General features: G+C 42.3%; 24 protein-coding genes. 15 read left to right on the top strand and 9 right to left on the bottom strand.

What is annotated here, in order from left to right:
* Positions 1-23: 23 nt before the first annotated feature.
* The 3 genes from manA (at position 24) to add (ending at position 4,093) form a co-directional block, all read left to right on the top strand.
* Positions 24-1,199: a mannose-6-phosphate isomerase gene (manA, locus tag PROVRUST_RS01720; RefSeq protein ID WP_039854037.1), complete on the top strand. Its 1,176-nt coding sequence runs from the start codon at positions 24-26 to the stop codon at positions 1,197-1,199.
* A 109-nt stretch (positions 1,200-1,308) separates the two neighbouring features.
* On the top strand, positions 1,309-2,958 hold the full coding sequence (locus PROVRUST_RS01715; protein ID WP_006812947.1) for a YdgA family protein: 1,650 nt from the start codon (positions 1,309-1,311) through the stop codon (positions 2,956-2,958).
* 133 nt (positions 2,959-3,091) lie between these two features.
* Positions 3,092-4,093 (top strand): adenosine deaminase, encoded by a 1,002-nt coding sequence (gene add / locus PROVRUST_RS01710; protein ID WP_006812946.1) that lies wholly within the window; start codon positions 3,092-3,094, stop codon positions 4,091-4,093.
* Positions 4,094-4,264: 171 nt separating this feature from the next.
* Here the strand turns inward: add and PROVRUST_RS01705 are convergent, their stop codons facing one another.
* Complete coding sequence (locus tag PROVRUST_RS01705) at positions 4,265-5,242, bottom strand: bile acid:sodium symporter family protein (RefSeq protein WP_039854036.1); 978 nt, start codon at positions 5,240-5,242, stop codon at positions 4,265-4,267.
* Positions 5,243-5,302: 60 nt separating this feature from the next.
* On the bottom strand, positions 5,303-6,346 hold the full coding sequence (locus PROVRUST_RS01700) for an oxidoreductase (protein ID WP_006812944.1): 1,044 nt from the start codon (positions 6,344-6,346) through the stop codon (positions 5,303-5,305).
* Positions 6,347-6,476: 130 nt separating this feature from the next.
* Between PROVRUST_RS01700 and PROVRUST_RS01695 the strand changes: the two genes are divergently transcribed.
* From PROVRUST_RS01695 to osmB, 10 genes are all read left to right on the top strand, one after another.
* On the top strand, positions 6,477-6,917 hold the full coding sequence (locus PROVRUST_RS01695) for a DUF2569 domain-containing protein (RefSeq protein WP_006812943.1): 441 nt from the start codon (positions 6,477-6,479) through the stop codon (positions 6,915-6,917).
* 88 nt (positions 6,918-7,005) lie between these two features.
* Positions 7,006-7,587: an electron transport complex subunit RsxA gene (gene rsxA / locus PROVRUST_RS01690; RefSeq protein ID WP_006812942.1), complete on the top strand. Its 582-nt coding sequence runs from the start codon at positions 7,006-7,008 to the stop codon at positions 7,585-7,587.
* On the top strand, positions 7,587-8,201 hold the full coding sequence (gene rsxB, locus PROVRUST_RS01685) for an electron transport complex subunit RsxB (protein ID WP_006812941.1): 615 nt from the start codon (positions 7,587-7,589) through the stop codon (positions 8,199-8,201). The genes rsxA and rsxB overlap by 1 nt, the downstream gene beginning before the upstream one ends.
* The gene (gene rsxC / locus PROVRUST_RS01680) at positions 8,194-10,533 is read left to right on the top strand and encodes an electron transport complex subunit RsxC (RefSeq protein ID WP_006812940.1); all 2,340 of its coding nucleotides are present in this window, start codon (positions 8,194-8,196) and stop codon (positions 10,531-10,533) included. Before rsxB ends, rsxC begins: the two co-directional genes overlap by 8 nt.
* Positions 10,534-10,544: 11 nt before the next feature.
* A complete protein-coding gene (gene rsxD, locus PROVRUST_RS01675) occupies positions 10,545-11,624 on the top strand; it encodes an electron transport complex subunit RsxD (RefSeq protein WP_006812939.1) in 1,080 nt (359 codons plus the stop codon).
* Positions 11,625-11,633: 9 nt separating this feature from the next.
* Positions 11,634-12,263 carry an electron transport complex subunit RsxG gene (rsxG, locus tag PROVRUST_RS01670; RefSeq protein WP_006812938.1) on the top strand — a complete coding sequence of 210 codons (630 nt, stop codon included), beginning with the start codon at positions 11,634-11,636 and terminating at the stop codon, positions 12,261-12,263.
* The gene (locus tag PROVRUST_RS01665) at positions 12,263-12,979 is read left to right on the top strand and encodes an electron transport complex subunit E (RefSeq protein ID WP_006812937.1); all 717 of its coding nucleotides are present in this window, start codon (positions 12,263-12,265) and stop codon (positions 12,977-12,979) included. The genes rsxG and PROVRUST_RS01665 overlap by 1 nt, the downstream gene beginning before the upstream one ends.
* Positions 12,980-12,998: 19 nt before the next feature.
* The gene (gene nth / locus PROVRUST_RS01660) at positions 12,999-13,640 is read left to right on the top strand and encodes an endonuclease III (RefSeq protein WP_006812936.1); all 642 of its coding nucleotides are present in this window, start codon (positions 12,999-13,001) and stop codon (positions 13,638-13,640) included.
* A gap of 122 nt (positions 13,641-13,762) precedes the next feature.
* Complete coding sequence (locus PROVRUST_RS01655; protein ID WP_006812935.1) at positions 13,763-15,706, top strand: exoribonuclease II; 1,944 nt, start codon at positions 13,763-13,765, stop codon at positions 15,704-15,706.
* 226 nt (positions 15,707-15,932) lie between these two features.
* A complete protein-coding gene (gene osmB, locus PROVRUST_RS01650) occupies positions 15,933-16,139 on the top strand; it encodes an osmotically-inducible lipoprotein OsmB (protein ID WP_006812934.1) in 207 nt (68 codons plus the stop codon).
* Between the two features lie 57 nt (positions 16,140-16,196).
* Here osmB and yciH read toward each other — a convergent pair whose 3' ends face one another.
* The 5 genes from yciH to PROVRUST_RS01625 all read right to left on the bottom strand — a co-directional run bounded on the left by yciH (position 16,197) and on the right by PROVRUST_RS01625 (position 19,682).
* A complete protein-coding gene (gene yciH / locus PROVRUST_RS01645; protein WP_006812933.1) occupies positions 16,197-16,523 on the bottom strand; it encodes a stress response translation initiation inhibitor YciH in 327 nt (108 codons plus the stop codon).
* Positions 16,520-17,257 carry an orotidine-5'-phosphate decarboxylase gene (pyrF, locus tag PROVRUST_RS01640; protein WP_039854375.1) on the bottom strand — a complete coding sequence of 246 codons (738 nt, stop codon included), beginning with the start codon at positions 17,255-17,257 and terminating at the stop codon, positions 16,520-16,522. The genes yciH and pyrF overlap by 4 nt, the downstream gene beginning before the upstream one ends.
* Before the next feature lie 46 nt (positions 17,258-17,303).
* Positions 17,304-18,476: a lipopolysaccharide assembly protein LapB gene (gene lapB / locus PROVRUST_RS01635; protein WP_006812931.1), complete on the bottom strand. Its 1,173-nt coding sequence runs from the start codon at positions 18,474-18,476 to the stop codon at positions 17,304-17,306.
* Between the two features lie 6 nt (positions 18,477-18,482).
* A complete protein-coding gene (locus PROVRUST_RS01630; RefSeq protein WP_039854374.1) occupies positions 18,483-18,800 on the bottom strand; it encodes a LapA family protein in 318 nt (105 codons plus the stop codon).
* Positions 18,801-18,962: 162 nt separating this feature from the next.
* Positions 18,963-19,682, bottom strand: a complete 720-nt coding sequence (locus PROVRUST_RS01625) for a phosphatase PAP2 family protein (RefSeq protein ID WP_006812929.1) — start codon at positions 19,680-19,682, stop codon at positions 18,963-18,965.
* Positions 19,683-19,896: 214 nt separating this feature from the next.
* On the opposite strand from PROVRUST_RS01625, the gene ribA reads away from it, so the two are divergent.
* Positions 19,897-20,493 carry a GTP cyclohydrolase II gene (ribA, locus tag PROVRUST_RS01620; RefSeq protein ID WP_039854372.1) on the top strand — a complete coding sequence of 199 codons (597 nt, stop codon included), beginning with the start codon at positions 19,897-19,899 and terminating at the stop codon, positions 20,491-20,493.
* A 229-nt stretch (positions 20,494-20,722) separates the two neighbouring features.
* Positions 20,723-21,700 (top strand): porphobilinogen synthase, encoded by a 978-nt coding sequence (hemB, locus tag PROVRUST_RS01615; RefSeq protein ID WP_039854034.1) that lies wholly within the window; start codon positions 20,723-20,725, stop codon positions 21,698-21,700.
* A 105-nt stretch (positions 21,701-21,805) separates the two neighbouring features.
* On the opposite strand, the gene PROVRUST_RS01610 is transcribed toward hemB, so the two are convergent.
* Both PROVRUST_RS01610 and acnA read right to left on the bottom strand, forming a co-directional pair.
* Positions 21,806-22,255 (bottom strand): hypothetical protein, encoded by a 450-nt coding sequence (locus tag PROVRUST_RS01610; RefSeq protein WP_006812926.1) that lies wholly within the window; start codon positions 22,253-22,255, stop codon positions 21,806-21,808.
* Positions 22,256-22,442: 187 nt separating this feature from the next.
* Complete coding sequence (gene acnA, locus PROVRUST_RS01605; protein WP_006812925.1) at positions 22,443-25,115, bottom strand: aconitate hydratase AcnA; 2,673 nt, start codon at positions 25,113-25,115, stop codon at positions 22,443-22,445.
* Between the last annotated feature and the right edge of the window lie 101 nt (positions 25,116-25,216).

The raw sequence follows: 25,216 nt of genomic DNA, 5'->3' as shown, positions 1-25,216 counted from the left end.
TTTGCAAAAAAGAGAATTTCGTTATGCTGAAAATGATAAACAAAGTCCAGAACTATGATTGGGGTAGTAAAACCGCCCTGACCCAACTGTATGGTTACCCAAACCCGGACAATTTACCTATGGCAGAACTTTGGATGGGAGCCCACCCAAAGGCAAGTTCTGAGGTGATTTCACCGCAAACAAATCAAAAAGTTTCACTTGAATCATTGATCAATGATGACCCAGAGCGAATTTTAGGGGCGAAAGTTGCTAAACACTTTGGTCGCCTACCTTATCTTTTTAAAGTTTTGTGTGCTGCACAACCATTATCAGTGCAAGTACATCCAAATAAAGCGTATGCTAAAGCGGGATTTGCTAAAGAAAATGCTGCTGGAATTCCTTTAGATTCCCCTATTCGTAATTATAAAGATGATAACCATAAGCCAGAATTGATCTATGCTTTAACACCATTTAAAGCCATGAATGCGTTTCGTCCTATCGACGAAATTGTCGAATATTTAGATTTTATCTCTGCAGCCCATCCTGATATTCAATTATTTATTCAAGAGCCAACAGAAGAAAAACTAGGAAAATTATTTGCACAGATTCTTAATTTGACTGGTGAGCAAAAAGATCTCGCATTAGGTGTATTAAAAGCTGCGCTAAATAGTAAACAAGGTGAACCATGGAATTCAATCAAGCAGATGACAAGTTTATATCCCGATGATAACGGGCTATTTACCCCTCTTCTACTAAATATCGTTGAATTACAACCAGGTGAAGCAATGTTTTTGTATGCCCGAACACCTCATGCCTATTTAGAAGGTGTTGGCTTAGAAGTTATGGCAAACTCTGATAATGTATTGCGCGCAGGTTTGACCAGTAAACATATTGATACAAAAGAACTGATTGATAATATTGATTTTAAGTCAACTAAAGCTCGCGATTTGCTCAATATCCCCGAAAAATCTGGAAATGTCTGGAAATATAAGATCCCAGTGGAAGATTTTTCATTTAATATATATTCTATTAGCCGCTCGGGAGTATCCATTACTAATAATAGTGCTTCAATTTTATTCTGTATTGAAGGCGAATTAGTGTTACGCACTGGTACTCAAGAAATAAACATGAATTCTGGTGAATCTGTTTTTTTACCTGCCTATGAGGATAACCTTTCCATTTATGGAGATGGTAAGTTGGCTCGAGTGTTTAATATTTAGTGTCATATTCTGTATTTAGCCGTTTACACACACAGTAAAACGGGTAATAAAACTTATATTATTTATACGTAGGTACGCTACGCTCGTACTGAAAGGATGGATGTCTACAATGAAAAAGTCATTAGTTGCGGTTGGTGTTATCGTTGCTCTAGGTGCTGCATGGACCGGTGCATCATGGTATACAGGCTCTAAAGTTGAAGCTGAACTGAAAAAAGTCATTGATAAATCAAATGAGTTTGTTACAGCAAACGACCCTAGCTCAGACGTCAGCTTTAAAATGGAAAACTACAAACGTGGCGTTTTCTCTTCTCAAGCAGACATCGTGATTGGTTCAGCAGGTAAACCTGATGAAAATATCGTATTCAAAGCAGATATTGCTCATGGTCCATTACCATTAACGCAAGTTGCTAAATTCAACTTAATGCCTAAATTAGGCGCAGTAAATGTTGAATTAGCCAATACAGCAGCAACTAAAGAGCTGTTCGAAGCTACCAAAGGTAAGCCATTCATGAATGGTACTGCGGTTATCGGTTACAGCAAAAATGTTGACTCTAACATTGAACTGATTCCTCTTGAATATGCTAAAGATGACAGCAAATTCTCGTTCAGTGGTGCAAAATTAGATATCTCAACAGGTACTGACTTAGAAACTGTTGATGCATTATTAGTCACTGATAGCGTCGTTGTTAGCAGTGCAAATAATTCAGAAGCCGTTACCATGAAAGGTCTAAAACTGTTTTCTAATGTGAAGAGAACTCAATACGGTTTCTACACAGGTAAACAAGAGTTTGTTATCGCTGATACTGACGTTAACATCCCAGAGACTAAGTTCTCTTTCAAAAACCTAAGTGTTGCTAGTGATACCTCAATTAACGGCGAAGACGTTAAAGGTAACATGACTTACAAAATTAGCGATGTTAAAGCATTAGAACAAAACTTAGGTTCTGGTGAATTAACTGTTGCTATCGAAAAATTAGATGCGAAAGCATTAGGTAAATTTGTAGAACAATATAACAAAGCGTTAGCTGAAGGCTTAGCAAGTGGTAACCCATCTGAAGCAAGCGAAGCTATCGCAATGCAAATGCTCACCACTACTTTACCAGAGTTAATGAAAAGCAAACCAGTACTGACTGTTAGCCCGTTCTACTGGAAAAACGAAGCTGGCCAAAGCTCTATCGACCTGAATATCACTTTCAACCAGTGGAATCAGGACGAAGTCACTTCATTAGCAATGTCTAATAAAGTTGATGAAGCATTCAAAAAGCTGATCACCTCTTTTGACTTCAGCATGAAACTGAACAAGCCAATGATTATTGAGTCAATGACTCAAGCTATGATCTTAGATGGCGGTGTTCCAGCGGCTGCCGAAGATAAAAAGGCCATCCAAGAACAAGTTACTGCTGAATTTGAAGGTGTTCAACAAATGTTGACTGCTGACATGTTCTCTAACCCGTTCGAAGAAATGTTCATGACTGACGAACAGCGTGCAGAAAAAGCAAAAGAGAAAAAACATCCTTGGATGATCGATAGCGAAAAAGATTTAACAATGACTGTTAAATTTGCAGGTAATGACCTGACTTTCAACGATGACAAATATACCTTAGCTGAATTCTTAACTAAGATGAAAATGATGTCTGGTCCAGAAGATACTATGGGCTACGAAGAAGAAGCTCAACCTGCTGAAGGCGCTGAAGTTAGCGAGCAAGTATTAGAAGTTGAGCAACCAGCAGAAGCACCGGCTGCGCCAGCTGCACAATAATTTATCCTACGATAAATTGATTAAACGCCAGTCTTTATGACTGGCGTTTTTGCTTATATTAACTATATTTTTCATTGCTTTTTATGTAATTACAGACAAAATGGGGGCAGAACATTCATAAGGATCATTTATTGTGATAAATAGACAACTCCCTTTAACCGATATCCATCGTCATCTTGATGGAAATATTCGTCCTGAAACTATTCTTTCCCTTGCACAGCAACACAATATCCAACTTCCGGCCGATGAAATTGAAGCATTAAGACCTCACGTCCAAATTATGGGGCAAGAAGCTGACTTGGTTGGTTTTTTAACTAAATTAGATTGGGGTGTTGCAGTATTAGCAGACTTAGATGCCTGTAAACGTGTCGCATTTGAAAACGTTGAAGATGCATTTAATGCTGGTATTGATTATGCAGAATTACGTTTTTCCCCCTACTACATGGCGATGAAACATCAGCTTCCTGTTGAAAGCGTTGTAGAAGCCGTTATTGATGGTATTGCTGCAGGCTGTCGCCAGTATGATATTAAAGTTAATTTAATCGGTATTTTAAGCCGTACTTTCGGTCAACAAGCCTGCGCTCTTGAACTCGAAGGTTTACTGGCTCACCGTGATAAGCTTTGTGCACTTGACCTTGCTGGTGATGAACTGGGCTTCCCCGGTGCTCTATTCGAAGAACATTTTATTAAAGCACGTAATACCGGGCTCAATATTACTGTTCATGCAGGTGAAGCGGCTGGAGCAGCAAGTATATGGCATGCTATCAAAGAATTAGGTGCTCAGCGTATTGGTCATGGTGTTAAAGCTATTGAAGATCCAGAACTTATTGAGTATCTGGCTAAAAATCACATTGGCATTGAGAGCTGTTTAACCTCCAATATGCAAACCAGTACTGTAGCTTCACTTTCTCAACATCCGCTGAAAACATTTTTATCTCATGGTGTATTGGCTTCAATTAATACCGATGACCCTGCCGTTCAAGGCATTGAGCTTCCTTATGAGTATAATGTTGCTGCCCCGCAAGCTGGTCTAACCTCGAGTGAAATTGAGCAAGCACAACGAAATGGTTTAACCATGGCATTTTTATCCGAAAGTGAAAAAGCGGAATTGACACGTAAAGCGGCTAATCGCTAACCCTTCTGATCTTTGGGCAGAGCACCTATTCTGCCCTGTTTAACCTTTCCTTTTATAGTTAATTTGCACTGATGCCCATGTTCTTTTTTGTTATTACCCCACCTGTATGTTGTAACTAAATTATCAGTATTAATAAAGGCAGATAAACTGCCTTCTTAAATTCAATGTAAACTAATGTTTGTCTAAACGTTTGGCGTAATGCTGGGCGATAACGGCGCAAACCATCAATTGAATTTGATGAAAAATCATTAATGGTAATAAAATGATCCCCACTGAAGCCGCAGGAAACAAGACATTAGCCATTGGAACACCATTGGCTAAGCTCTTTTTTGAACCACAAAAAAGGATTGTAATTTCATCCTCTTTATTAAAGCCAAAAATACGCGCTGACATGACATTAATAACCATCACCACAACGAGTATGAAACAGGAGACCAAGGTAATAATAAACAGTGAATACGCATCAATTGTTTGCCAAATCCCCTCTACTACAGCCTCACTAAATGCCACATAAACCACCAATAGAATTGATGACCGATCTGTTGTATTCACTAACCGACGGTGACGGTTAATCCAATTAGCAATCAGTGGTCGACATAAATGCCCCACTACAAACGGTAGCATCAGCTGTAACATAATCGAGCCGATAGCATTCAAGGTATCCATCGCTTGGCTACCATCCGTATCCATCAGAATACCCACCAAGATAGGCGATAAAAAAACACCTAAAATACTGGATGCCGATGCACTACAAATGGCAGATGCAACATTTCCACCTGCCACTGATGTAAACGCTATCGCTGATTGTACGGTAGCAGGAAGCGCACATAGATATAAAAATCCCATGTAAACAGTTGGAGACATCCATTCAGGAACCATGAACCGCAACGCGACACCGATGATCGGAAAGAGAATAAATGTACTCGCAAATACCAGTAAATGCAGTCGCCAGTGCCCCATTCCAGCTACGATAGATTCTCTGGATAACTTCGCGCCGTGCATAAAAAATAGTAACGCAATTGCAGCAGTCGTTAAGTATTGAAAGAATATTTTGACGTTCCCTTCGCAAGGAAAAATACTGGCAACAACTACAACACCAATCATGATTAACAAGAAAGAGTCTATCTTGAGTTTTGCTAATAAATTCATTCGATTTCTCATAAATAAAAGCCAGTATTTAATGACTGGCTTTATCTTCAGCGGTGAACCTTAGAAAATATTTTCAATGGTACGCTTTTGTTGTGCTGACGCTATACCTGCCTCAATCAGCTTCATAATATCGATAGCTTCATTTGGGGTTACAGGATTCGGTTTCCCAAGACGAATAGCATCGTGAATAGCGTCATAATAGCCGCCATAATTTCCTTTTTCGTTTGGCCACGGTTTGCTGACCATGTCATCGCCTTGTGACAACGTCACAATTCCAAGGTTAGGATCTTCCCCCCAATGCTCACCTTGAGGTATAGCACCGCCTTTCAATGCATCTTCCTGTGTATCTAAGCCATACTTAACATAGCTACCTTGCATACCGTGGATAGTATAAATTGGCATTGGTGCAGCAGCGAGTGTGGTGGAGTGCAGAACGACTTTTTTATCGCCATATTCCAGCATTGCATGGAAATAATCCACAGCTTGAGCCCCCGGACGAATAATTCCCAAATCCACAGTAATCCCTGTCGGCTTTCCAAAATATTGTAATACTTGGTCAATAACATGTGGACCTAGATCATACCAAATTCCAGCACCGGGAATATCTGCTTCACGCCAACGTTGTCTAACAACCGGTCGGTAGCGATCAAAATGAGATTCATAATATTTAATTTCCCCTAAACAGCCATCACGCAAGATTTTTTGCACTGTTCGAAAACCTGAATCCCAACGGCGATTGTGATAAATCGATAGCAATTTTCCGGCTTTTTCAGCCTGCTCTTTCAATTTAACGGCTTCTTCAACGCTCAACGTAAACGGCTTATCGACCACCACATGTTTACCTGCCGCCAATGCATCCCTAGCAAGTGGATAGTGAGTATCATTAGGCGTTGGAATAACGACTAATTCAATTTCAGGGTCAGCAAATAGCTGTTCTGGTGTTGCCACAACCTTTACATCAGGAAAATCAATGTTGACTTTATTGGCGTCACTACTGGAAATCGTTGTTAATTCGAAGCCATCAAGCATCGCTAAAAATGGCGCATGAAATGTTTTACTCGCATAACCGTAGCCGACGATCCCGACTTTAATTGGTTTGGACATTTGAACCTCACAGTAAGTGCTATATTTTGCTATTCTGAAAAAGTATCATCAGAACGAATCAATTGGCAAATAAATCTATGATAGGATTATAAATTATCTATCTTGTTTAGTAATAATGGACTCTTAATTTATGACTTCTGCTTATAACGCTGGCCGTATTACGGGTTGGCTATTAGTACCTGCAAGCTATCTATTACTGACTCTTTTCGCTGTCTGTAGTATGACGGTAATGTACTGCCTCAAGTTTTATGAGATTGTAACGAGCATTGATAACTGGAGCGGTTATATTACTCCTGAATGGTATCTTTCATTCGCCATCAGTATCACAATGACCTTATTCAGTCTGCATGTCACTCAATTGATGTTCAAACGTTCCCGTAATTTCCCACGCCGTTTTACCATTTGGTTACTCGTTTTAGTTTTAATTGGCTTAAAAACATTTGCCTTTTCGCCTATTGATGACCAAACCGCGATTCAAATCCTCGCATGGCCCCTGTTAGGTGCTGCTTTTTTTGTTCCTTATTTGAAAGTTTCGAAACACGTGAAAATGACTTTCACACAAGATCGATAAGCATCACAAAAATAGCTTTGTTATCATAGCCTCCGTTAAACTGACATTGGTCAGTTTTTGGGCTTTTATTCTCATTTCAGGCAATGTAATGACTGACTATTTATTACTCTTTATTGCGACGGTGTTGGTAAACAACTTCGTTCTGGTTAAATTCTTAGGGTTATGCCCATTTATGGGTGTTTCAAAAAAACTCGAAACGGCGATTGGGATGGGGTTTGCGACCACGTTCGTGATGACGCTCGCCTCAATTAGTTCGTGGCTGATCGATACGTTGATTTTGATCCCTTTAGATCTCATATACCTGCGTACATTGAGTTTTATTCTTGTTATTGCCGTCGTCGTACAATTTACTGAGATGGTGGTAAGAAAAACCAGCCCAACGCTGTACCGTCTATTGGGGATTTTTCTACCGTTAATCACTACCAACTGTGCGGTATTAGGGGTTGCACTGCTTAATATCAATCAATCCCACAATTTCCTGCAATCCGCTGTCTATGGCTTTAGTGCCGCAGTCGGGTTCTCTTTTGTCATGGTACTATTTGCCGCTATTCGTGAACGCCTAGCCGTTGCAAATGTGCCTGCACCTTTTAAGGGTTCGTCAATTGGCCTAATTACTGCAGGGCTGATGTCTCTCGCATTTATGGGCTTTAGTGGTTTGGTGAAATTCTAATGATGTCATTATGGATTGCGATTGGCATATTAGCCTTTTTCGGACTCATTTTTGGTCTGATTTTAGGTTATGCCTCATTACGTTTTAAAGTTGAAGAAGATCCTATTGTTGAAAAACTGGATGCGATTCTACCGCAAAGCCAGTGTGGTCAATGCAGTTATCCGGGATGTCGTCCTTATGCTGAAGCGGTGGCAAACAATGGCGAAATGATCAATAAATGCGCCCCCGGCGGCGAGCAAGTTATGCTCAAAATTGCCGAGTTAATGAACGTTGACCCGCAACCTATTGATGGTGATGAGAACGCACAGAATCCTGTTCGTAAAGTTGCTGTTATTGATGAAGAAAATTGCATCGGTTGTACCAAATGTATTCAAGCTTGCCCTGTGGATGCAATTGTTGGTGCCACTCGCGCAATGCATACCGTAATTGAAGATTTATGTACCGGATGTGACCTTTGTGTTGCTCCGTGCCCAACCGACTGTATTGAAATGGTGCCTGTTAAAACAACCACAACTAACTGGAAATGGGATTTAAATACAATCCCAGTCAAAAATATTACCGTAGAGCCTCTAGCTCAGTCTCAAGCCTCAACTAGAGGTAATGCACATGTTTAATTTATTTAACTGGCTGAAAAAAGATAATATTTGGGACTTTGACGGTGGGATCCATCCACCGGAAAATAAATTACAGTCAAGTCAGACACCAATGCGAGTTTCTACCGTTCCGAATGAGCTAATTATTCCTTTACAGCAACATTTGGGACCAGAAGGTGAATTGATTGTCCAAGTTGGCGATCAAGTCCTTAAAGGGCAACCTTTAACTAAAGGTACTGGTCGTACCGTGCCTGTTCACGCCTCAACATCTGGCATTATTAGTGCTATTGAACCCATGGTTACCGCTCATCCTTCAGGGTTAAAAGAGCTGTGTGTCAAGATTGCCTCCGATGGGCAAGATGCTTGGTATCCATTACACCCAGCACCTGATTACCATCAACTTTCCCGTGATGAATTACTTAATAAAATTGAACAAGCGGGAATTGCGGGTTTAGGTGGCGCGGGTTTCCCTACTGCTCCTAAATTAGCAGGCGGGAAAGATGCGATTAAAACATTAATTATCAACGCCGCTGAGTGTGAACCTTATATCACCGCCGATGACCGATTAATGCAAGAACATGCTCAGGAAGTTATTGAGGGTTGCCGTGTATTACAACATCTTTTAAATCCAGACCAAGTACTCATTGGAATTGAAGATAACAAGCCAGAAGCCATCAAGGCATTAAAACTGGCATTAACATCGACTGACCGACAAATTTTTATTCGTGTGATCCCAACAAAATACCCGTCAGGTGGCGCAAAACAACTGACAAAGATACTGACAGGTAAAGAAGTTCCTTCTGGTGCTCGCTCATCCCAAATAGGGGTATTGATGCAAAACGTGGGAACGGTTGTCGCTATCAAACGCGCAGTAATTGATGGGCAGCCTCTCATTGAGCGTGTGGTCACTGTGACCGGTGATGCCATTAAACAACCAGGAAATTTCTGGGCTCGCCTTGGTACTCCAGTAAAACATCTACTTCAACAAGCTGGGTTTGAGCCTGAAGATGAACAAATGGTAATAATGGGGGGACCTTTAATGGGCTTTACCCTCCCCGACCTTAATGTTCCTGTTGTGAAGATCTGCAACTGTTTATTAGTCCCAACAATGGAAGAGATGGGGAAAAAACCAATCGAAGAGGCCTGCATCCGCTGTGGTTTGTGCGTTGATGCCTGTCCTGCTGGCTTATTACCACAGCAACTTTATTGGTTTAGTAAAGGCGATGAGCACGAAAAAGCTCAAAAACATAACTTGTTTGACTGCATTGAATGTGGTGCATGCGCTTATGTTTGCCCAAGTAATATTCCACTTGTTCAATATTACCGTCAGGAAAAAGCGGAAATTCGTGAAATTACTCAAGAAGAGCGTCGTTCCGCAGAAGCTAAGTTACGCTTTGAAGCTAAACAACAGCGTATGGAACGCGAAAAATTAGCGCGTGAACAGCGTCATAAAAAAGCTGCTGTTCAAGTTGATGACGTTGATAAAGACGCCGTCAATGCTGCTCTTGCAAGAGTTAAGGCAAAACAAGGTTTGTCTTCTGAACCTATTAAGATTATTTCAGGAGAATTACCTGATAATAGCGCTGTCATTGCAGCTAGAGAAGCGCGCAAAGCACAGCTGCGCGCAAAACAAGCACAGAAAGCGACTGAGTTAACAGAGCAAAATAGCGAAGTCTCAAGTGATGACCCAAGAAAAGCAGCGGTGAATGCAGCCTTAGCTCGAGTTAAAGCGCGTAAAGCTGCACAGCAAGCAGAATTACACATTGAGCCTGCTCCACCGGTTGAAGCTGAAGTTGACCCACGTAAAGCTGCCGTCGCGGCCGCCATTGCCCGTGCAAAAGCTAAAAAAGCCGCTACTCAGCAGGTCACGGAATCAGTGATTGAGCCTGCACCGCAGGTCGACGCTGAAGTCGACCCACGCAAGGCCGCCGTCGCTGCCGCTATCGCCCGTGCAAAAGCCAAAAAAGCGGCTGCTCAGCAAGCCACGGAATCAGTGATTAAACCTGCACCTCAGGTCGACGCTGAAGTCGACCAACGCAAGGCCGCCGTCGCTGCCGCCATTGCCCGTGCAAAAGCCAAAAAAGCCGCTGCTCAGCAGGTCACGGAATCAGTGATTGAGCCTGCACCGCAGGTCGACGCTGAAGTCGACCCACGCAAAGCCGCCGTTGCGGCCGCTATCGCCCGTGCAAAAGCCAAAAAAGCCGCTGCTCAGCAAGCCACGGAATCAGTGATTGAGCCTGCACCGCAGATCGACGCTGAAGTCGACCCACGTAAAGCTGCCGTTGCTGCCGCCATTGCGCGAGTCAAAGCGAAAAAAGCGCAACAATCAAATGAACAGTCAACTATAGAGTAAGTGATAAAAAGATGAAATTTAGACCGCTTGATAACAAAGCTCGCCGTTTAAAAATAGCCAGTGCCCCATTTACTCATGATAAACAAAGTACCAGTCAGGTAATGTTTTGGGTCTTACTTGCTGCAATTCCCGGAATTGCAGTTCAAACATACTTTTTCGGCGTGGGTACTCTGTACCAAATTGCATTAGCGATGGCGACTGCCGCATTAACAGAAGCGATATCTATCCGTTTGCGTAAGCAGCCTGTACTCCCAGTACTAAAAGATAATTCAGCCATTGTGACTGCATTACTTTTAGGGGTCAGTTTACCGCCGCTATCGCCTTGGTGGCTGATTGTCTTAGGGACTATTTTTGCGATTATTATTGCGAAACAGTGTTACGGCGGATTGGGACAAAATCCATTTAACCCTGCCATGGTGGGATATGTAGTTCTGCTTATTTCTTTCCCTGTCCAAATGACTAACTGGCTACCACCACAAGAATTACAACAATTACATATTTCCGGATTAGATAGCCTAGCCGTTATTTTTAGTGGGCATACATCAACCGGCGTGACTCTTGATCAGCTACGCACCGGTATTGATGGCATGAGCCAAGCCACTCCATTGGATAGTTTTAAAACTGGCTTACTCACTCACTCGATCTCTGAAGTATTGCAGCAACCTATTCTCCAAGGCTCCCTTGCAGGTATTGGTTGGCAATGGGTCAATATCGCCTATCTTCTGGGGGGATTAATTATGCTCAGCCGTCGAATTATCAGCTGGCATATCCCTGTAGCGTTTATCGGTACGTTGGCAGTACTCGCCATCGTCAGTTGGTTAATCGATGATGCCCGTTATTCACCACCATTGGTACAGTTGCTGTCAGGGGCGACGATGTTAGGGGCGTTCTTTATCGCGACGGATCCCGTCACTGCATCAACAACCCCAAAAGGTCGAATTATTTTTGGGGTACTTATCGGCTTCTTAGTCTGGGTTATCCGTGTCTACGGCGGTTACCCAGATGCGGTAGCATTTGCCGTCTTATTAGCAAATATCACCGTACCATTAATTGACCACTATACGCAGCCTCGTGCGTACGGACATAAATAAGGAGCCAGAATGTTAAATACAATGCGTCGTCATGGAGTGATTCTGGCACTGTTTGCCGCAGGGACAACAGCATTAAGTGCTGCTGTTTATACTCTGACTAAAGATACCATTGCGGAGCAAGCTGCATTAGTGCAGCAAAAACTACTCGATCAAGTCGTTCCTGAATCTTTATATGATAATGAGCTGTCCAAAGAGTGCTATCTAGTCACTAACGAAGCTATACTAGGAAATAAAAAACCTCGCCATCTTTATATTGCCCGTAAAAATGGTCAACCTGTGGCAGCTGCGCTAGAAAGTACGGCTCCAGATGGCTATTCTGGGGCAATCCACGTACTCGTTGGGGCCGATTTTAAAGGTACTGTACTGGGTGTGCGAGTAACTGAACATCATGAAACTCCAGGGCTCGGAGATAAAATTGAAACCCGAATTTCCGATTGGATCACGCATTTCACGGGTAAAAAAATTGAATCTGATAAAGACCCTCACTGGGCAGTGAAAAAAGATGGTGGTGATTTTGACCAATTTACTGGGGCAACTATCACACCAAGAGCGGTCGTTAATGCCACAAAACGTACTGCCGCATTTATTCAAACTGTGCCTGAAGAATTAGCCAATTATCCTATCTGTGGGGATGAATAATGAGTAGTGAAACGAAAGATTTATTTGCTCAAGGGTTATGGAAAAATAACTCTGCATTAGTCCAACTACTGGGTTTATGCCCTCTGCTAGCGGTCTCTTCTACCGCTACAAATGCCCTTGGTCTTGGGCTAGCAACCACATTAGTTCTGGTATGTACCAATGTGGCCGTTTCCGCATTTCGCCGTTGGGTTCCTTCAGAAATTCGTATTCCCATTTATGTGATGATTATTGCTTCTGTAGTCAGTGCAGTACAAATGTTAATCAATGCCTACGCATTTGGCTTATACGAGTCTCTGGGGATTTTTATTCCATTGATCGTGACTAACTGTATCGTGATTGGGCGAGCTGAAGCTTATGCCTCTCGTAACCCCGTTCCTTTATCGGCAATTGATGGATTAGCGATGGGATTAGGAGCAACCGCTGCCCTGTTTGTGCTCGGAGCAATACGGGAGATCTTGGGTAATGGAACCCTATTTGATGGCGCTGATTTATTGCTTGGTTCATGGGCAAAATCATTACGTATAGAGGTCTTACACCTTGACTCACCATTTTTACTCGCTATGCTCCCTCCGGGCGCTTTTATCGGTCTAGCATTAATGCTGGCAGGTAAATATCTTATCGATGAAAAAATGAAAAAGCGCGCCGCTCTAAAATTAGGTCAACAACCTGCACGTGAATATCAAAAAGAACAAGGTTGTGGCAGCCATCTTTCTTAAACCTGAAGCTTTGTGAGCAATGAATAAAACTAAACGTATTGAAATTCTCACTCGCCTGCGCGATGACAACCCAAAACCGACGACGGAGCTTGCATTTAACTCCCCTTTTGAGTTACTTATCTCTGTCCTGTTATCAGCTCAAGCCACCGATGTTAGCGTTAATAAAGCGACAGCTAAACTGTATCCTATCGCTGATACGCCAGAAAAAATGTTAGCTCTTGGCGTCGATGGCATCAAAGAGTACATCAAAACGATCGGGTTATTTAACACTAAAGCTGAAAACGTGTATAAGACCTGTAAGTTACTCATTGAAAAACATCACAGTCAGGTGCCTGAAAATCGTGAAGCCCTCGAAGCTTTACCCGGAGTAGGACGCAAAACAGCCAATGTTGTGCTCAATACAGCATTTGGCTGGCCAACCATTGCTGTCGACACCCATATTTTCCGCGTGTGTAACCGAACTAAGTTTGCGCCAGGAAAAGATGTGGTAGAAGTCGAGGAAAAACTACTCAAAGTAGTTCCCGCTGAATTTAAAGTCGATTGCCACCATTGGTTTATCTTACACGGTCGTTATACCTGCATTGCACGAAAGCCGCGATGTGGATCCTGTATTATTGAAGATTTATGTGAATTTAAAGATAAAGTTTATCCAGAAGATTAACTCCCTTTGCTCTTAGATGCGAATTACCACACAGATATGATGTCATTCGCATTTTTTCCTTGCTCTAAGACTTTGTCTTACGCAACAATAGAGCCAAACTCAACCTCAAATAAACGGTAAGTATGTTTCAAGACAACCCATTATTAGCGCAACTGAAACAAACGTTGCACGCTCAAACACCTCGTGCTGAAGGTCTGGTTAAAAGTACTGAAAAAGGCTTTGGCTTTTTAGAAGTCGACGGACAAAAAAGCTATTTTATCCCGCCACCTCAAATGAAAAAAGTGATGCATGGTGACCGGATCTCTGCCACGATCCACACCGATAAAGATCGTGAATTTGCTGAACCAGAAGCGTTGATTGAGCCTTTTCTTAACCGTTTTGTCGGTAAAATTCAGAAAAAAGATAACGATAATCGACTGTTCGTCATTCCTGACCATCCGCTCTTAAAAGACGCAATATCTTGCCGTCCAGTCAATGGGATCACTCACGAATTTAAACAAGGTGACTGGGTTGTCGCAGAAATGCGTCGTCATCCATTAAAAGGCGATAAAGGCTTTTACGCTGATATCACTGAATTCATTACGTATGGTGATGACCACTATGCCCCATGGTGGGTAACGTTACGCCGTCACCAATTAGACCGTACTGAACCAGCAATGGTTGACAGCGAGCGCGATGATGAAGGTCTCGAGCGTACAGACTTAACCGACCTACACTTTGTGACTATCGATAGTGCTAGTACCGAAGATATGGATGATGCGCTGTATGTCGAGAAAACAGCGGAAGGTAATTTAAAGCTGTACATCGCTATCGCTGACCCAACCAGCTATATTAAAGAAGGTAGCGAGTTAGATAAGTTAGCATTAGCACGCTCATACACTAACTATTTGCCGGGCTTCAACATTCCTATGTTGCCTCGCCAACTTTCAGATGACCTGTGTTCCCTACGTCCTAATGAACGTCGCCCCGCTTTAGTCTGTATCACTCAAATCCTGCAAGATGGCTCTATTGATAGCAATATTGAGTTTTTCCTTGCTTGGGTCGAATCGAAAACTAAATTAGTCTACGATGAAGTCTCTGATTGGTTAGAAGAAACTGGCACATGGAAGCCAAAATCAGATGCCGATACTCAGCAAATTTTGCTATTAAAAGAGATGGCTGATAAGCGCCTGAAATGGCGTAATGACAATGCATTAGTCTTTAAAGATAGACCAGATTATCGCTTTATCTTAGATGAGAATGGCTATGTCCTCGATATCGTTGCCGAGAGTCGCCGTACGGCTAACCGTATTGTTGAAGAAGCGATGATTACCGCTAACTTATGTGCAGCTAATGTACTGAAAAATAAATTAGGGTTTGGTGTATTTAACGTTCATATGGGCTTTGACCCTGTACAAATCGAGCAAGTAGTTCAAACGTTAAAAGATAATGGTATTGAAGTGAATGGCGATGAGCTACTCACCCTTGAAGGTTTCCGTCAGTTACGCCGTCAACTGGATTCTCAACCAACCCAGTTCTTAGATAGCCGTATTCGTCGCTTCCAAACTTTTGCAGAAGTGAAAGCCGATCCAGGTCCACACTTTGGTTTGGGCTTTGATGCCTATGCAACATGGACATCACCAATTCGTAAATATACTGATATCGTAAACCACCGTCTGCTGAAGTCGATTATTGCAGGAACGCCAGCCACTGAGAAACCGAGTGAAGAGTTATCGATTAAGTTGGCTGAACGTCGTCGTGCTAACCGTATGGCAGAAAGAGATGTAGGTGATTGGCTATATTCCCGTTATCTGAAACCTTTCGAGGGTACTGATACTAAATTCCCTGCGGAGATCATCGATATCACTCGCGGTGGAGTTCGTGTCAGACTCGTTAATAACGGCGCGGTCGCTTTTGTCCCTGCACCATTCTTGCACAGTGTACGTGATGAAATTCAATGTAGCCAAGAAACGGGTAGCGTATTAATTAAAGGTGAAAAAGCTTATCAGCTGAATGATATTATCGATGTCAACATTGCTGAAGTACGTATGGAAACACGAAATATTGTGGCTCGCCCAGCGGCTTAATTTCTAAGATTTCGTTATTATCTGACCACGAGATTTTGTCTCGTGGTCTTTTTTTGTCCAAAACTCTACATAATTCAAACATTAGCATTTAATGTTAAATAACCCACACTTCTTGACATTTATTTCTGATTATTCTGATCAATTTACACCTTATTCGTGATATTTTAACTCTGCTATATTTTTATAGGTAGTTATCACTAGAAACAACCATGTTGGAGTCATTATCATGAAACGCATCCTCACTTTGGCCATTATTGCAACTGTCGCATTCAGCGTGAGTGCTTGTTCAAATATGTCAAAACGCGATAAAAATACAGCAATTGGAGCTGGAATCGGTGCTGTCGGAGGAGCTATATTAACAGATGGAAGCGCACTCGGCACTGTAGGTGGAGCGGCTATCGGTGGTATTATTGGAAATCAAGTGAAGAAATAAGTCCTTTAATATCCTAGCAAAAGGGGAAACGTAATGTTTCCCCTTCTTTATTTCATTTCAGCCACCAGCTAATTTAACTTGGTAGCCTTTGGCTTCTAAAAGCTGTTTTAGCAAGTCGCGTTTATCACCTTGGATTTCAATATCACCCTCTTTGACGGCGCCACCACAACCACACTTTTTCTTTAACTCAGCGGCGAGTTTTGTTAGCTCCACATCATTGAGATCTAACCCCGTAACCACACAAACACCTTTGCCTTTACGACCTGATGTTTCGCGACGAATACGCACAATACCATCGCCTTTGGGTCGAGTGATTTGTGGTTTTTCTTCCTCAATCCGCCCAATATCGGTGCTATAAACTAAACGGCTATTCGCGTCACTCATACTAATTCTCTGATTGACTGGTTAATTTGTTGCAAGGTTAGCGCAGGATCGTCACTGCGAGTAATTGGTCGCCCAATGACCATATAATCCACACCCGCTTCAATAGCCTGCTGTGGCGTCATAATACGACGCTGGTCACCGACTTCGCTTCCCACAGGGCGTATTCCTGGGGTCACTAATTTAAAATCGTGCCCACATAACTCTTTCAATGCTTTCGCTTCGTGAGCAGAACACACCACACCATCTAAGCCACACTGCTTAGTGAGTAATGCTAAATGTTCTGCATATTCCGCTGGCGTTAAGTTGATTCCGATACCTGCTAAATCAGAGGCATCCATACTGGTGAGAACGGTCACTGCTGTTAATAAAGGGGCATCTTTCCCATAAACTTCGAGCGCTTGACGAGCAGCTTCCATCATACGAGCGCCACCACTCGCATGAACATTCACCATCCAAACGCCCATCTCAGCAGCCGCAGAGACCGCACGAGCAACCGTATTAGGAATATCATGGAATTTCAGATCAAGAAAAACGTCAAAACCGCGATCATGGAGTGACTTAACAAATTGAGGACCATTAAAAGTGAACATTTCTTTACCCACCTTTAAGCGGCAATCGCGCGGGTCAATCTTATCGACAAACGCTAACGCCGCATTAGCATCTTCATAATCAAGAGCCACAATGATTGGCGAGTGAGTCGTAACGCGAGTGAGGTTCTCAGTTGAGGAAATCATTCTATAGCCTTTATTGAGTGTTAACGTAATTAAAAAAGTGACGTTGTCACTGGCCATCTAACCCGCGGATGGGCTTAATGGTGTCCCAAGAGCGGCAAGATGGACAGTGCCAATATAATGCACGGGATGTAAAACCACATTTGAGGCAGCGATAATCAGGTTTAGTTCTGATTTGCTCACCAACCATTTTACGTAATAAAATCAAGCTTTCTTTAGCTCGACCCTCTTCTGCTTCCGCTAAATGGTAATCCATCAGACGGTAAAATAAACGCATGGTTGGATGCCGTTGAATTTGATCATTAATATAACTGACAGCGGCTTCATGATTTTGTTTTTCAACAATAATATCGGCAAGATAAAGCTCAGCAATTGCCCCTGAATTACCTTCAACACATTGACGTAAATAAGCTTCCCAATCATCAGAATGCCCCGTGTGTTGATAACACTCGTATAATAGAGGTAGCGTTTCAGACACTAGTTCACGATCTTGAGAATAAACTTGCTTTAATGCGTTAATCGCTTTTTCATAATTAGCTTGTTCAATAAAAATACGCCCTTTCATTATTGAAATTCGGGCACAATTTTTATCTACCTGCTCGCCTTTATTTAATAAACTTAACGCACCGTCAATATCATCACTTGCAAGCTCTTGGGTTGCCAATTCACAATAAAAATGTGCAATTTGCTCGCGTAATTCTTCGGCGCCTAATTTCACTAATTTAGTGGCAGTCTCAATCGCCTTGCCCCAATCACTAGTCAGTTGATAGATAGTTAATAGGGATTGCAATGCACTCTGTTTAAAATCGACTTCATCCGTCAGCTGTTGAAACATATTTTCAGCGCGATCATACACACCCGCAGTCATATAATCACGACCCAATTGTTGAGTCGCTAACAGGCGCTGTTCAAAGGATAATGCGGCGCTTTCCACCAGCGATTGGTGAATACGAATGGCGCGTTCAACTTCGCCACGGGAACGGAATAGATTACCAAGGGTAAGATGCGCTTCAAACGCGGAACTATCTTCCGTTTTGAGCATTTCAAGGAATAAATCAACGGCTTTATCTTGTTGATTGGATAATAGAAAGTTAACGCCTGTCACGTAATCACGGGACAAGCGATTTGCATGCTGCTGCTTATCTTGTTGAGCACTTCTGCGCCCCATGTACCAGCCATATGCGGCGGCAACAGGTAACAGCAGAAAAAGCAACTCGAACATTGAGGACTATTCCTTGTTCTGAGGCGTCACTAATTCGGTTGAGTCAGAAATAGTTTTCTCTTCAGCACCTAATTGTGATTCTAAACGTCTAATTTTACGACGTGCATTTTTTAAGCTAACAATCGTGCGTAAATAAAATACAGCACAGACCAACCAGCCCAGCACAAAACCGACACCAAATAAGGTAGCAAGTAACGAGGACAAAGAAAAATCCCCTTTTGCAATCAGGTAGTTAAATGTAATAACCTGATCATTGCTTGAACCGAGCGTAATCGACACAATAAAAATAGCGACCGCCAGTAATAAAATCAGAAAGTATTTCACATTTGTTCCCGTTATCAGTTCTTCTCGTTCCAAAACATCTATCTGATAAGGTAGCATTTTCGGCGCTTCCAGACAAAGTAAATTATTAACAGCCCGTATCTTCCAGCACTAAAAATGCTCCTTTTTCATCAAGATAGTCCCAGTGACTGTTATTAGTGCCCCTTATGCTTGACGTCTTTCAAACCAATGTGATTTGAAGATGGCATATCCAATCAAAGCAAAACAACCGCTAATAAACGTTGATGTCAGGATATCAATTGGCCAATGCATACCGAGCAACATTCGGCTTAGCCCAATCCCTTCAGCCCAAAGACCTAAGAATATAGCTAATGTATATTGACGACGTTGCCAAAATAAACCGATCAACAATAAAGCCCAACCCGCAGCAAATAACATATGCCCAGATGGGAACGAATATCCTGTTTCAGCTTGCCAATGTTTACGTTGCCATTTAGGGATCAGGTCATTTGATTTAACCGTATCCTTAACTACGTCTGCACGCACACTGCGTTTAAGTTCATAAAATTTGGTTGCATCAATCCCATACGTTGCGCCCATCCAGACCACATAAGGTCTTGGTTCTTGGAAGCTACTCTTTAGTAATGATTTAAGGCCTTGCTGGCCCAAAATACAAACTAAAATAATCACGATAAGTTTAACCCACTGCGCTTTAGACTGACGAAAGACAAACAAAGTCAGTAAGGTCAGCAGTATAAACGTGATAATGCTATAGGGCATTCCGGCAGTGTCCGTTAACCACAGTAACCCTTTCATTGTCGGTTGCTGCTCTGGTGTCCATTGCCAGCCTATGCCTATCATAATTATCGGCGGTAACATCAATAAAAATGTAAAAATAGCGATAAGATAAATTGTCTTTTTCATTTAATGTATTCCATAAAAATTCATTATTTCCTTATTAATAAAACTTGCATGAACAACCTATTTACTCTGTTATAGTAGTACAGCGTCGGCAGTGTGCAAAGAATGCCTGACTCTATATGCAAACGTCATATAGCATCGATATATTATAATAATTGTCTTATATCGATTTACGTTATTAATTAAGCAAGAGTTACTTTAACTAATGAAAGAAAATATGCAGCTAAAACGTGTTGCCGAAGCAAAATTACCGACACCTTTCGGTGAATTTTTAATGGTAGGTTTTGAAGAAATTGCAACAGGTCGAGACCATGTCGCATTAATTTTTGGCGATATTTCAGGGGCTGAGCCGGTACTTAGCCGTATTCACTCTGAATGCTTAACGGGAGATGCATTATTTAGTTTACGTTGTGACTGTGGCTTTCAGTTAGAAGCTGCGCTTAAGCAAATCAGTGAGATTGGTCGCGGTGTCTTATTATATCACCGTCAAGAAGGCAGAAATATTGGATTACTGAATAAAATCCGTGCTTATGCTTTACAAGACCAGGGCTTAGATACTGTCGAAGCCAATCTTAAACTAGGCTTTAAAGCGGATGAACGCGATTTCACCCTCTGCTCAGACATGTATAAATTGCTGGGGATTAATGAAGTCCGTTTACTGACTAATAACCCGAAAAAAATTGATATCATGCGTGAAGCGGGAATAAATGTGGTTGAACGAGTGCCATTAATTGTTGGTCGTAACCCAAGTAATGCACACTATTTAGATGTAAAAGCTGAAAAAATGGGTCATCTGCTATTTAAGCATCAATAACATTTTCTGCAACTTGGAAGAGTGTCTTGCACTCTTCCTTGATCATTCTGCCTTAGCCCCTATTTTCATCAAAACAATCGAATGTAATACATTTGCTAATTGCTATATTCACATTCTTTTTTTAGGGTTTATACTGTTCGCAACTTTTATATCAAAAAATTACATCGAAAAAATACCGCATATTAATCCTAATCTTGTATGCCTATTCTTCGTCTAACAAGGAGATATTGTGAATAACCTGCATTCTATCCAACGCATGAGAAGATTGCGTAAAAGTGAACAACTCCGCTCCCTATTCCAAGAAACCCATCTCTCTATTAACGACTTATGCTTGCCTATCTTCGTTGAAGAAGGCTTAGATGACTATGCACCAATCGCTAGCATGCCCGGGGTAGTTCGCATTCCAGAAAAGCGCCTTGCTTATGAAATTGAGCGCATTGCTAAAGCGGGAATTAAGTCAGTAATGACATTTGGGGTTTCACATCATCTCGATGAAACTGGCAGCGATGCATGGCAAGATAACGGTTTAGTCTCTCGTATGTCACGTATCTGTAAAGACACCGTGCCTGAAATGGTGGTGATGTCCGATACTTGTTTCTGTGAATATACCTCCCACGGTCATTGTGGCGTTATGCACGGCGATTTCGTTGATAACGATGCCACCATCCATAATCTTGGATTACAAGCTGTTGCTGCTGCTCGTGCCGGTGCTGACTTCATCGCACCTTCTGCCGCAATGGATGGACAAGTTGCCGCAATCCGTCGCGCATTGGATGAAGCCGGATTTACGGATACTGCAATTATGTCCTACTCTACAAAATTTGCTTCCGCATTGTATGGTCCATTCCGTGACGCTGCCGGTTCATGCTTAAAAGGTGACAGAAAAACTTATCAAATGAATCCGATGAACCGTCGTGAAGCCTTACATGAGTCATTAATTGATGCTCAAGAAGGTGCCGATGCGTTAATGGTAAAACCTGCTGGGGCTTATTTAGATATTATTCGTGACCTACGCGAATGCACTCAATTACCTATTGGTGCATATCAAGTTAGCGGTGAATACGCCATGATCAAGTTTGCAGCTCAAGCCGGTGCTATTGATGAAACTCGCGTCACTTTAGAAAGCCTTGGTGCCATTAAACGTGCCGGTGCAGATTTGATTTTCACCTATTTTGCATTGCAATTGGCAGAAGATAAAATTCTGTAATCTTACGGAACATTAAAAAGCGGTCATAAAAAACGCCGATACTGGATATAAATACAGTATCGGCGTTTTTGTTCATTTCTGCTTACTTATAATACAAGGCGAGCGTTAATTAGCCGTACTTTGCTGCAATTTTAACTGCTCAGACAATCGCTGTGCATAAACTTGAGCGGTTTCAGGTGATAATAGCCCCGCGATTAATAAATCTTTCTTACCGTCAGGTAAATCGGCCACAACACCCCAGGTTTCCACATCCATACTGGCACAATCAAGATCTTGTTCAGTGATTGGCAAAATATCAAAGAAGTCTTTCAGTGGTGCAATCGCAATTGCGGTGTATTCTGCATTCATTCCCAATGGGAACTCTTTATCTGCATATAATCTTAAATCATGAACCTCAGCCTCTGGGGTTCTCATCACGACGGAATATAAATTGGGGATATGTTCTAAAATATCGCGTACTTCATCATTGGCACCAGCGCAATGAGAGGTACTTAATAAAATATCTGCTGCCCATAGTGCGCCCTTATAAAAATCAGTTTCATTGATATTTGCCATATTGATTTCCTTTACGCTATTTCGATAAATGCGGTAATTTCATTCCATCAAACTACAGAGCTTTTTCTGAATACTGACTAACACAATAGCTTAGAATTAGGCTGAAAAACTTGAGAAATAACAAAGTTTAAGAATTAACAGTAAAAAAATGCCCACAGTGATACGCCGCGGGCATTGGTTCAATAATTTAATGCAACATCTGGCGGATAACATAATGTAAAATCCCGCCATGGCGGTAATATTCCATCTCAGTCGCGGTATCAATACGGCAACGTGTCACTACCTCTTTTACATCTCCATTACCATAGGTAATTTTCACGTTAATATTCTGTCCCGGTGTTAATGATTGTAATCCTGTAACATCAATCAGCTCATCCCCTTTGAGTTTTAAGGTTTTGCGCGTCTCACCCCCCGAAAACTCAAGAGGAACAACCCCCATACCAATCAGGTTGGAACGATGAATTCGTTCATAAGATTCAGCAATCACCACACGCACGCCTAATAAGTTAGTCCCTTTTGCCGCCCAGTCACGGCTAGAGCCAGAACCGTACTCTTTTCCTGCGATGATAGCCAATGGACGATTTTGTTGCTGATACAACATCGCAGCATCAAAAATTGCCATTTGTTGACCCGTTGGAATATGCAAGGTATAGCCGCCTTCAACACCGGATAACATTTCATTACGAATACGAATATTCGCAAAGGTTCCCCGCATCATCACTTCGTGGTTACCACGACGAGACCCATAGGAGTTAAAATCTGTGACGGCAACGCCATGTTCCTGAAGATAACGACCCGCAGGGCTATCTTTCTTGATATTACCCGCAGGTGAAATATGGTCAGTGGTCACTGAATCACCGAGGATCGCCAAAATGTTGGCACCATGAATATCTGCAACTGGTTTAGGTGTTGCTGGCATATTTTCAAAGAATGGTGGATGTCGAATATAGGTAGAATCTTTTTGCCAATGATAAGTTGACGAGCTTTCAACACTCAGCGTTTGCCATATTTCATCTCCATCAAATACCGCGCTGTACTCTTTGCGGAACATATCGGTTTTCACTTTTTCTACCGCTAAGGCAATTTCAGCACTGGATGGCCAAATATCTTTCAGATAAACCGGATTGCCCTGTTTATCGATGCCAAGAGGCTCCGTCTTCAGGTTGATATGCATATTTCCAGCTAAGGCATACGCCACAACTAGGGGCGGAGACGCGAGCCAGTTTGTTTTTACCAGAGGATGAATGCGCCCTTCAAAGTTACGATTACCAGAAAGTACCGCTCCGACGGTCAGGTCGGACTGTTTTATCGCGTCTTCAATCGGTGCTGGTAATGGACCGGAGTTACCAATACAGGTAGTACATCCATAACCCACAAGGTTAAAACCGAGTTGGTCGAGATAAGGAGATAGGCCCGCTAATGCAAGATAGTCTGTAACGACTTTAGAACCCGGAGCTAATGAGGTTTTCACCCACGGTTGGCGTATAAGTCCTTTTTCTACCGCTTTCTTCGCCAATAGTCCCGCAGCCATTAACACGCTCGGGTTAGAAGTATTGGTACAAGAGGTAATCGCAGCTATTACCACCGCGCCATCAGTCAGTTCAAATTCTTGATCGTGATATTTTATCCGTGGATGAGCATGTTTATCTTTTTTGTTAAGTTCCAAATCCACTGCACCTTGAAACGCTTGAGGTACTTGGCTTAACTCTACTCTATCTTGCGGACGTTTTGGTCCAGCCAAGCTGGATTCTACCGTGCCCATATCCAATTCTAATGTACTGGTAAAAATGGGTTCATCCCCTTGATAGCGCCATAAACCCTGCTGCTTACTGTAGGACTCCACCAGCGCAATCTCATCTTGATGACGCCCTGTTAATGTCATATAGGCCAGTGTGATTTCATCCACGGGGAAAAATCCACATGTCGCACCATATTCTGGTGCCATATTGGCAATGGTTGCACGATCAGCTAATGGCAGATCGGCGAGTCCATCACCATAAAACTCAACAAATTTACCCACCACACCATGTTTACGGAGCATTTGGGTCACGGTCAACACTAAATCTGTCGCGGTTATGCCCTCAGCAAGTTTTCCCGTTAATTTGAAGCCAACGACATCTGGGATCAACATCGATACTGGCTGGCCTAACATTGCGGCTTCCGCTTCAATTCCGCCAACACCCCAACCGAGTACGCCTAACCCATTAATCATGGTGGTATGCGAATCTGTTCCCACTAAGGTATCCGGATAAGCCACTAGCTGGCCACCAACCTCTTCATACCATACGGCTTTGCCAAGATACTCAAGGTTAACCTGATGACAAATCCCCGTTCCCGGAGGAACAACTCTAAAGCGGTTAAAAGCTTTTTGCCCCCAGCGTAAAAAGAGATAACGTTCATGGTTACGCTGCATTTCAATTTCGACGTTATCGCTAAATGCCTGTTGATTGCCAAATTCATCGACCATCACTGAGTGGTCGATAACCAGATCAACAGGGGATAATGGGTTTACTTGGTTGACGTTTCCGCCGAGGGATTGAACTGCTTCACGCATTGCTGCGAGGTCAACAACCGCAGGAACACCCGTAAAATCTTGCATTAGGACCCGTGCAGGTCGATACGCAATTTCTCTATCTGCATGAGCATTTTTTTGCCAATCAATAATGGCTTGTAGGTCAGCTTCCACCACAGATTTACCATCAATATGGCGTAGTAGATTTTCAAGTAAGACTTTAAGGGATTTAGGTAAGCGCTCCCCGCTACCGAGTTTTTGCTCTGCGCGGGATAAGCTGAAGTAATTATACTGTTTGTCACCAACATGCAGCGTTGCTGCACTTTCTGTTTTTAAACTCAACGACATAACTCCTCCTTGGCGTTTTGGGCACCTTATTTTTTTACTAAGCACTATTAATCATAGTCTCCCTAGTAATTTCCTTTATAGATTTTGTGCCAATGTCGTTT

This window comes from Providencia rustigianii DSM 4541 (genome assembly GCF_000156395.1).
Taxonomy (GTDB): domain Bacteria; phylum Pseudomonadota; class Gammaproteobacteria; order Enterobacterales; family Enterobacteriaceae; genus Providencia; species Providencia rustigianii.
This window is presented reverse-complemented; position numbering and strand designations above follow the sequence as displayed.

Bases quoted from the DNA above. Each gene is read 5' to 3' on its own strand.
- manA (WP_039854037.1), top strand. From the start codon at position 24: ATGCTGAAAATGATAAACAAAGTCCAGAACTATGATTGGGGTAGTAAA.
- PROVRUST_RS01715 (WP_006812947.1), top strand. From the start codon at position 1,309: ATGAAAAAGTCATTAGTTGCGGTTGGTGTTATCGTTGCTCTAGGTGCT.
- PROVRUST_RS01705 (WP_039854036.1), bottom strand. From the start codon at position 5,242: ATGAATTTATTAGCAAAACTCAAGATAGACTCTTTCTTGTTAATCATG.
- PROVRUST_RS01700 (WP_006812944.1), bottom strand. From the start codon at position 6,346: ATGTCCAAACCAATTAAAGTCGGGATCGTCGGCTACGGTTATGCGAGT.
- PROVRUST_RS01695 (WP_006812943.1), top strand. From the start codon at position 6,477: ATGACTTCTGCTTATAACGCTGGCCGTATTACGGGTTGGCTATTAGTA.
- rsxA (WP_006812942.1), top strand. From the start codon at position 7,006: ATGACTGACTATTTATTACTCTTTATTGCGACGGTGTTGGTAAACAAC.
- rsxB (WP_006812941.1), top strand. From the start codon at position 7,587: ATGATGTCATTATGGATTGCGATTGGCATATTAGCCTTTTTCGGACTC.
- rsxC (WP_006812940.1), top strand. From the start codon at position 8,194: ATGTTTAATTTATTTAACTGGCTGAAAAAAGATAATATTTGGGACTTT.
- rsxD (WP_006812939.1), top strand. From the start codon at position 10,545: ATGAAATTTAGACCGCTTGATAACAAAGCTCGCCGTTTAAAAATAGCC.
- rsxG (WP_006812938.1), top strand. From the start codon at position 11,634: ATGTTAAATACAATGCGTCGTCATGGAGTGATTCTGGCACTGTTTGCC.
- PROVRUST_RS01665 (WP_006812937.1), top strand. From the start codon at position 12,263: ATGAGTAGTGAAACGAAAGATTTATTTGCTCAAGGGTTATGGAAAAAT.
- nth (WP_006812936.1), top strand. From the start codon at position 12,999: ATGAATAAAACTAAACGTATTGAAATTCTCACTCGCCTGCGCGATGAC.
- PROVRUST_RS01655 (WP_006812935.1), top strand. From the start codon at position 13,763: ATGTTTCAAGACAACCCATTATTAGCGCAACTGAAACAAACGTTGCAC.
- osmB (WP_006812934.1), top strand. From the start codon at position 15,933: ATGAAACGCATCCTCACTTTGGCCATTATTGCAACTGTCGCATTCAGC.
- yciH (WP_006812933.1), bottom strand. From the start codon at position 16,523: ATGAGTGACGCGAATAGCCGTTTAGTTTATAGCACCGATATTGGGCGG.
- pyrF (WP_039854375.1), bottom strand. From the start codon at position 17,257: ATGATTTCCTCAACTGAGAACCTCACTCGCGTTACGACTCACTCGCCA.
- lapB (WP_006812931.1), bottom strand. From the start codon at position 18,476: ATGTTCGAGTTGCTTTTTCTGCTGTTACCTGTTGCCGCCGCATATGGC.
- PROVRUST_RS01625 (WP_006812929.1), bottom strand. From the start codon at position 19,682: ATGAAAAAGACAATTTATCTTATCGCTATTTTTACATTTTTATTGATG.
- ribA (WP_039854372.1), top strand. From the start codon at position 19,897: ATGCAGCTAAAACGTGTTGCCGAAGCAAAATTACCGACACCTTTCGGT.
- PROVRUST_RS01610 (WP_006812926.1), bottom strand. From the start codon at position 22,255: ATGGCAAATATCAATGAAACTGATTTTTATAAGGGCGCACTATGGGCA.
- acnA (WP_006812925.1), bottom strand. From the start codon at position 25,115: ATGTCGTTGAGTTTAAAAACAGAAAGTGCAGCAACGCTGCATGTTGGT.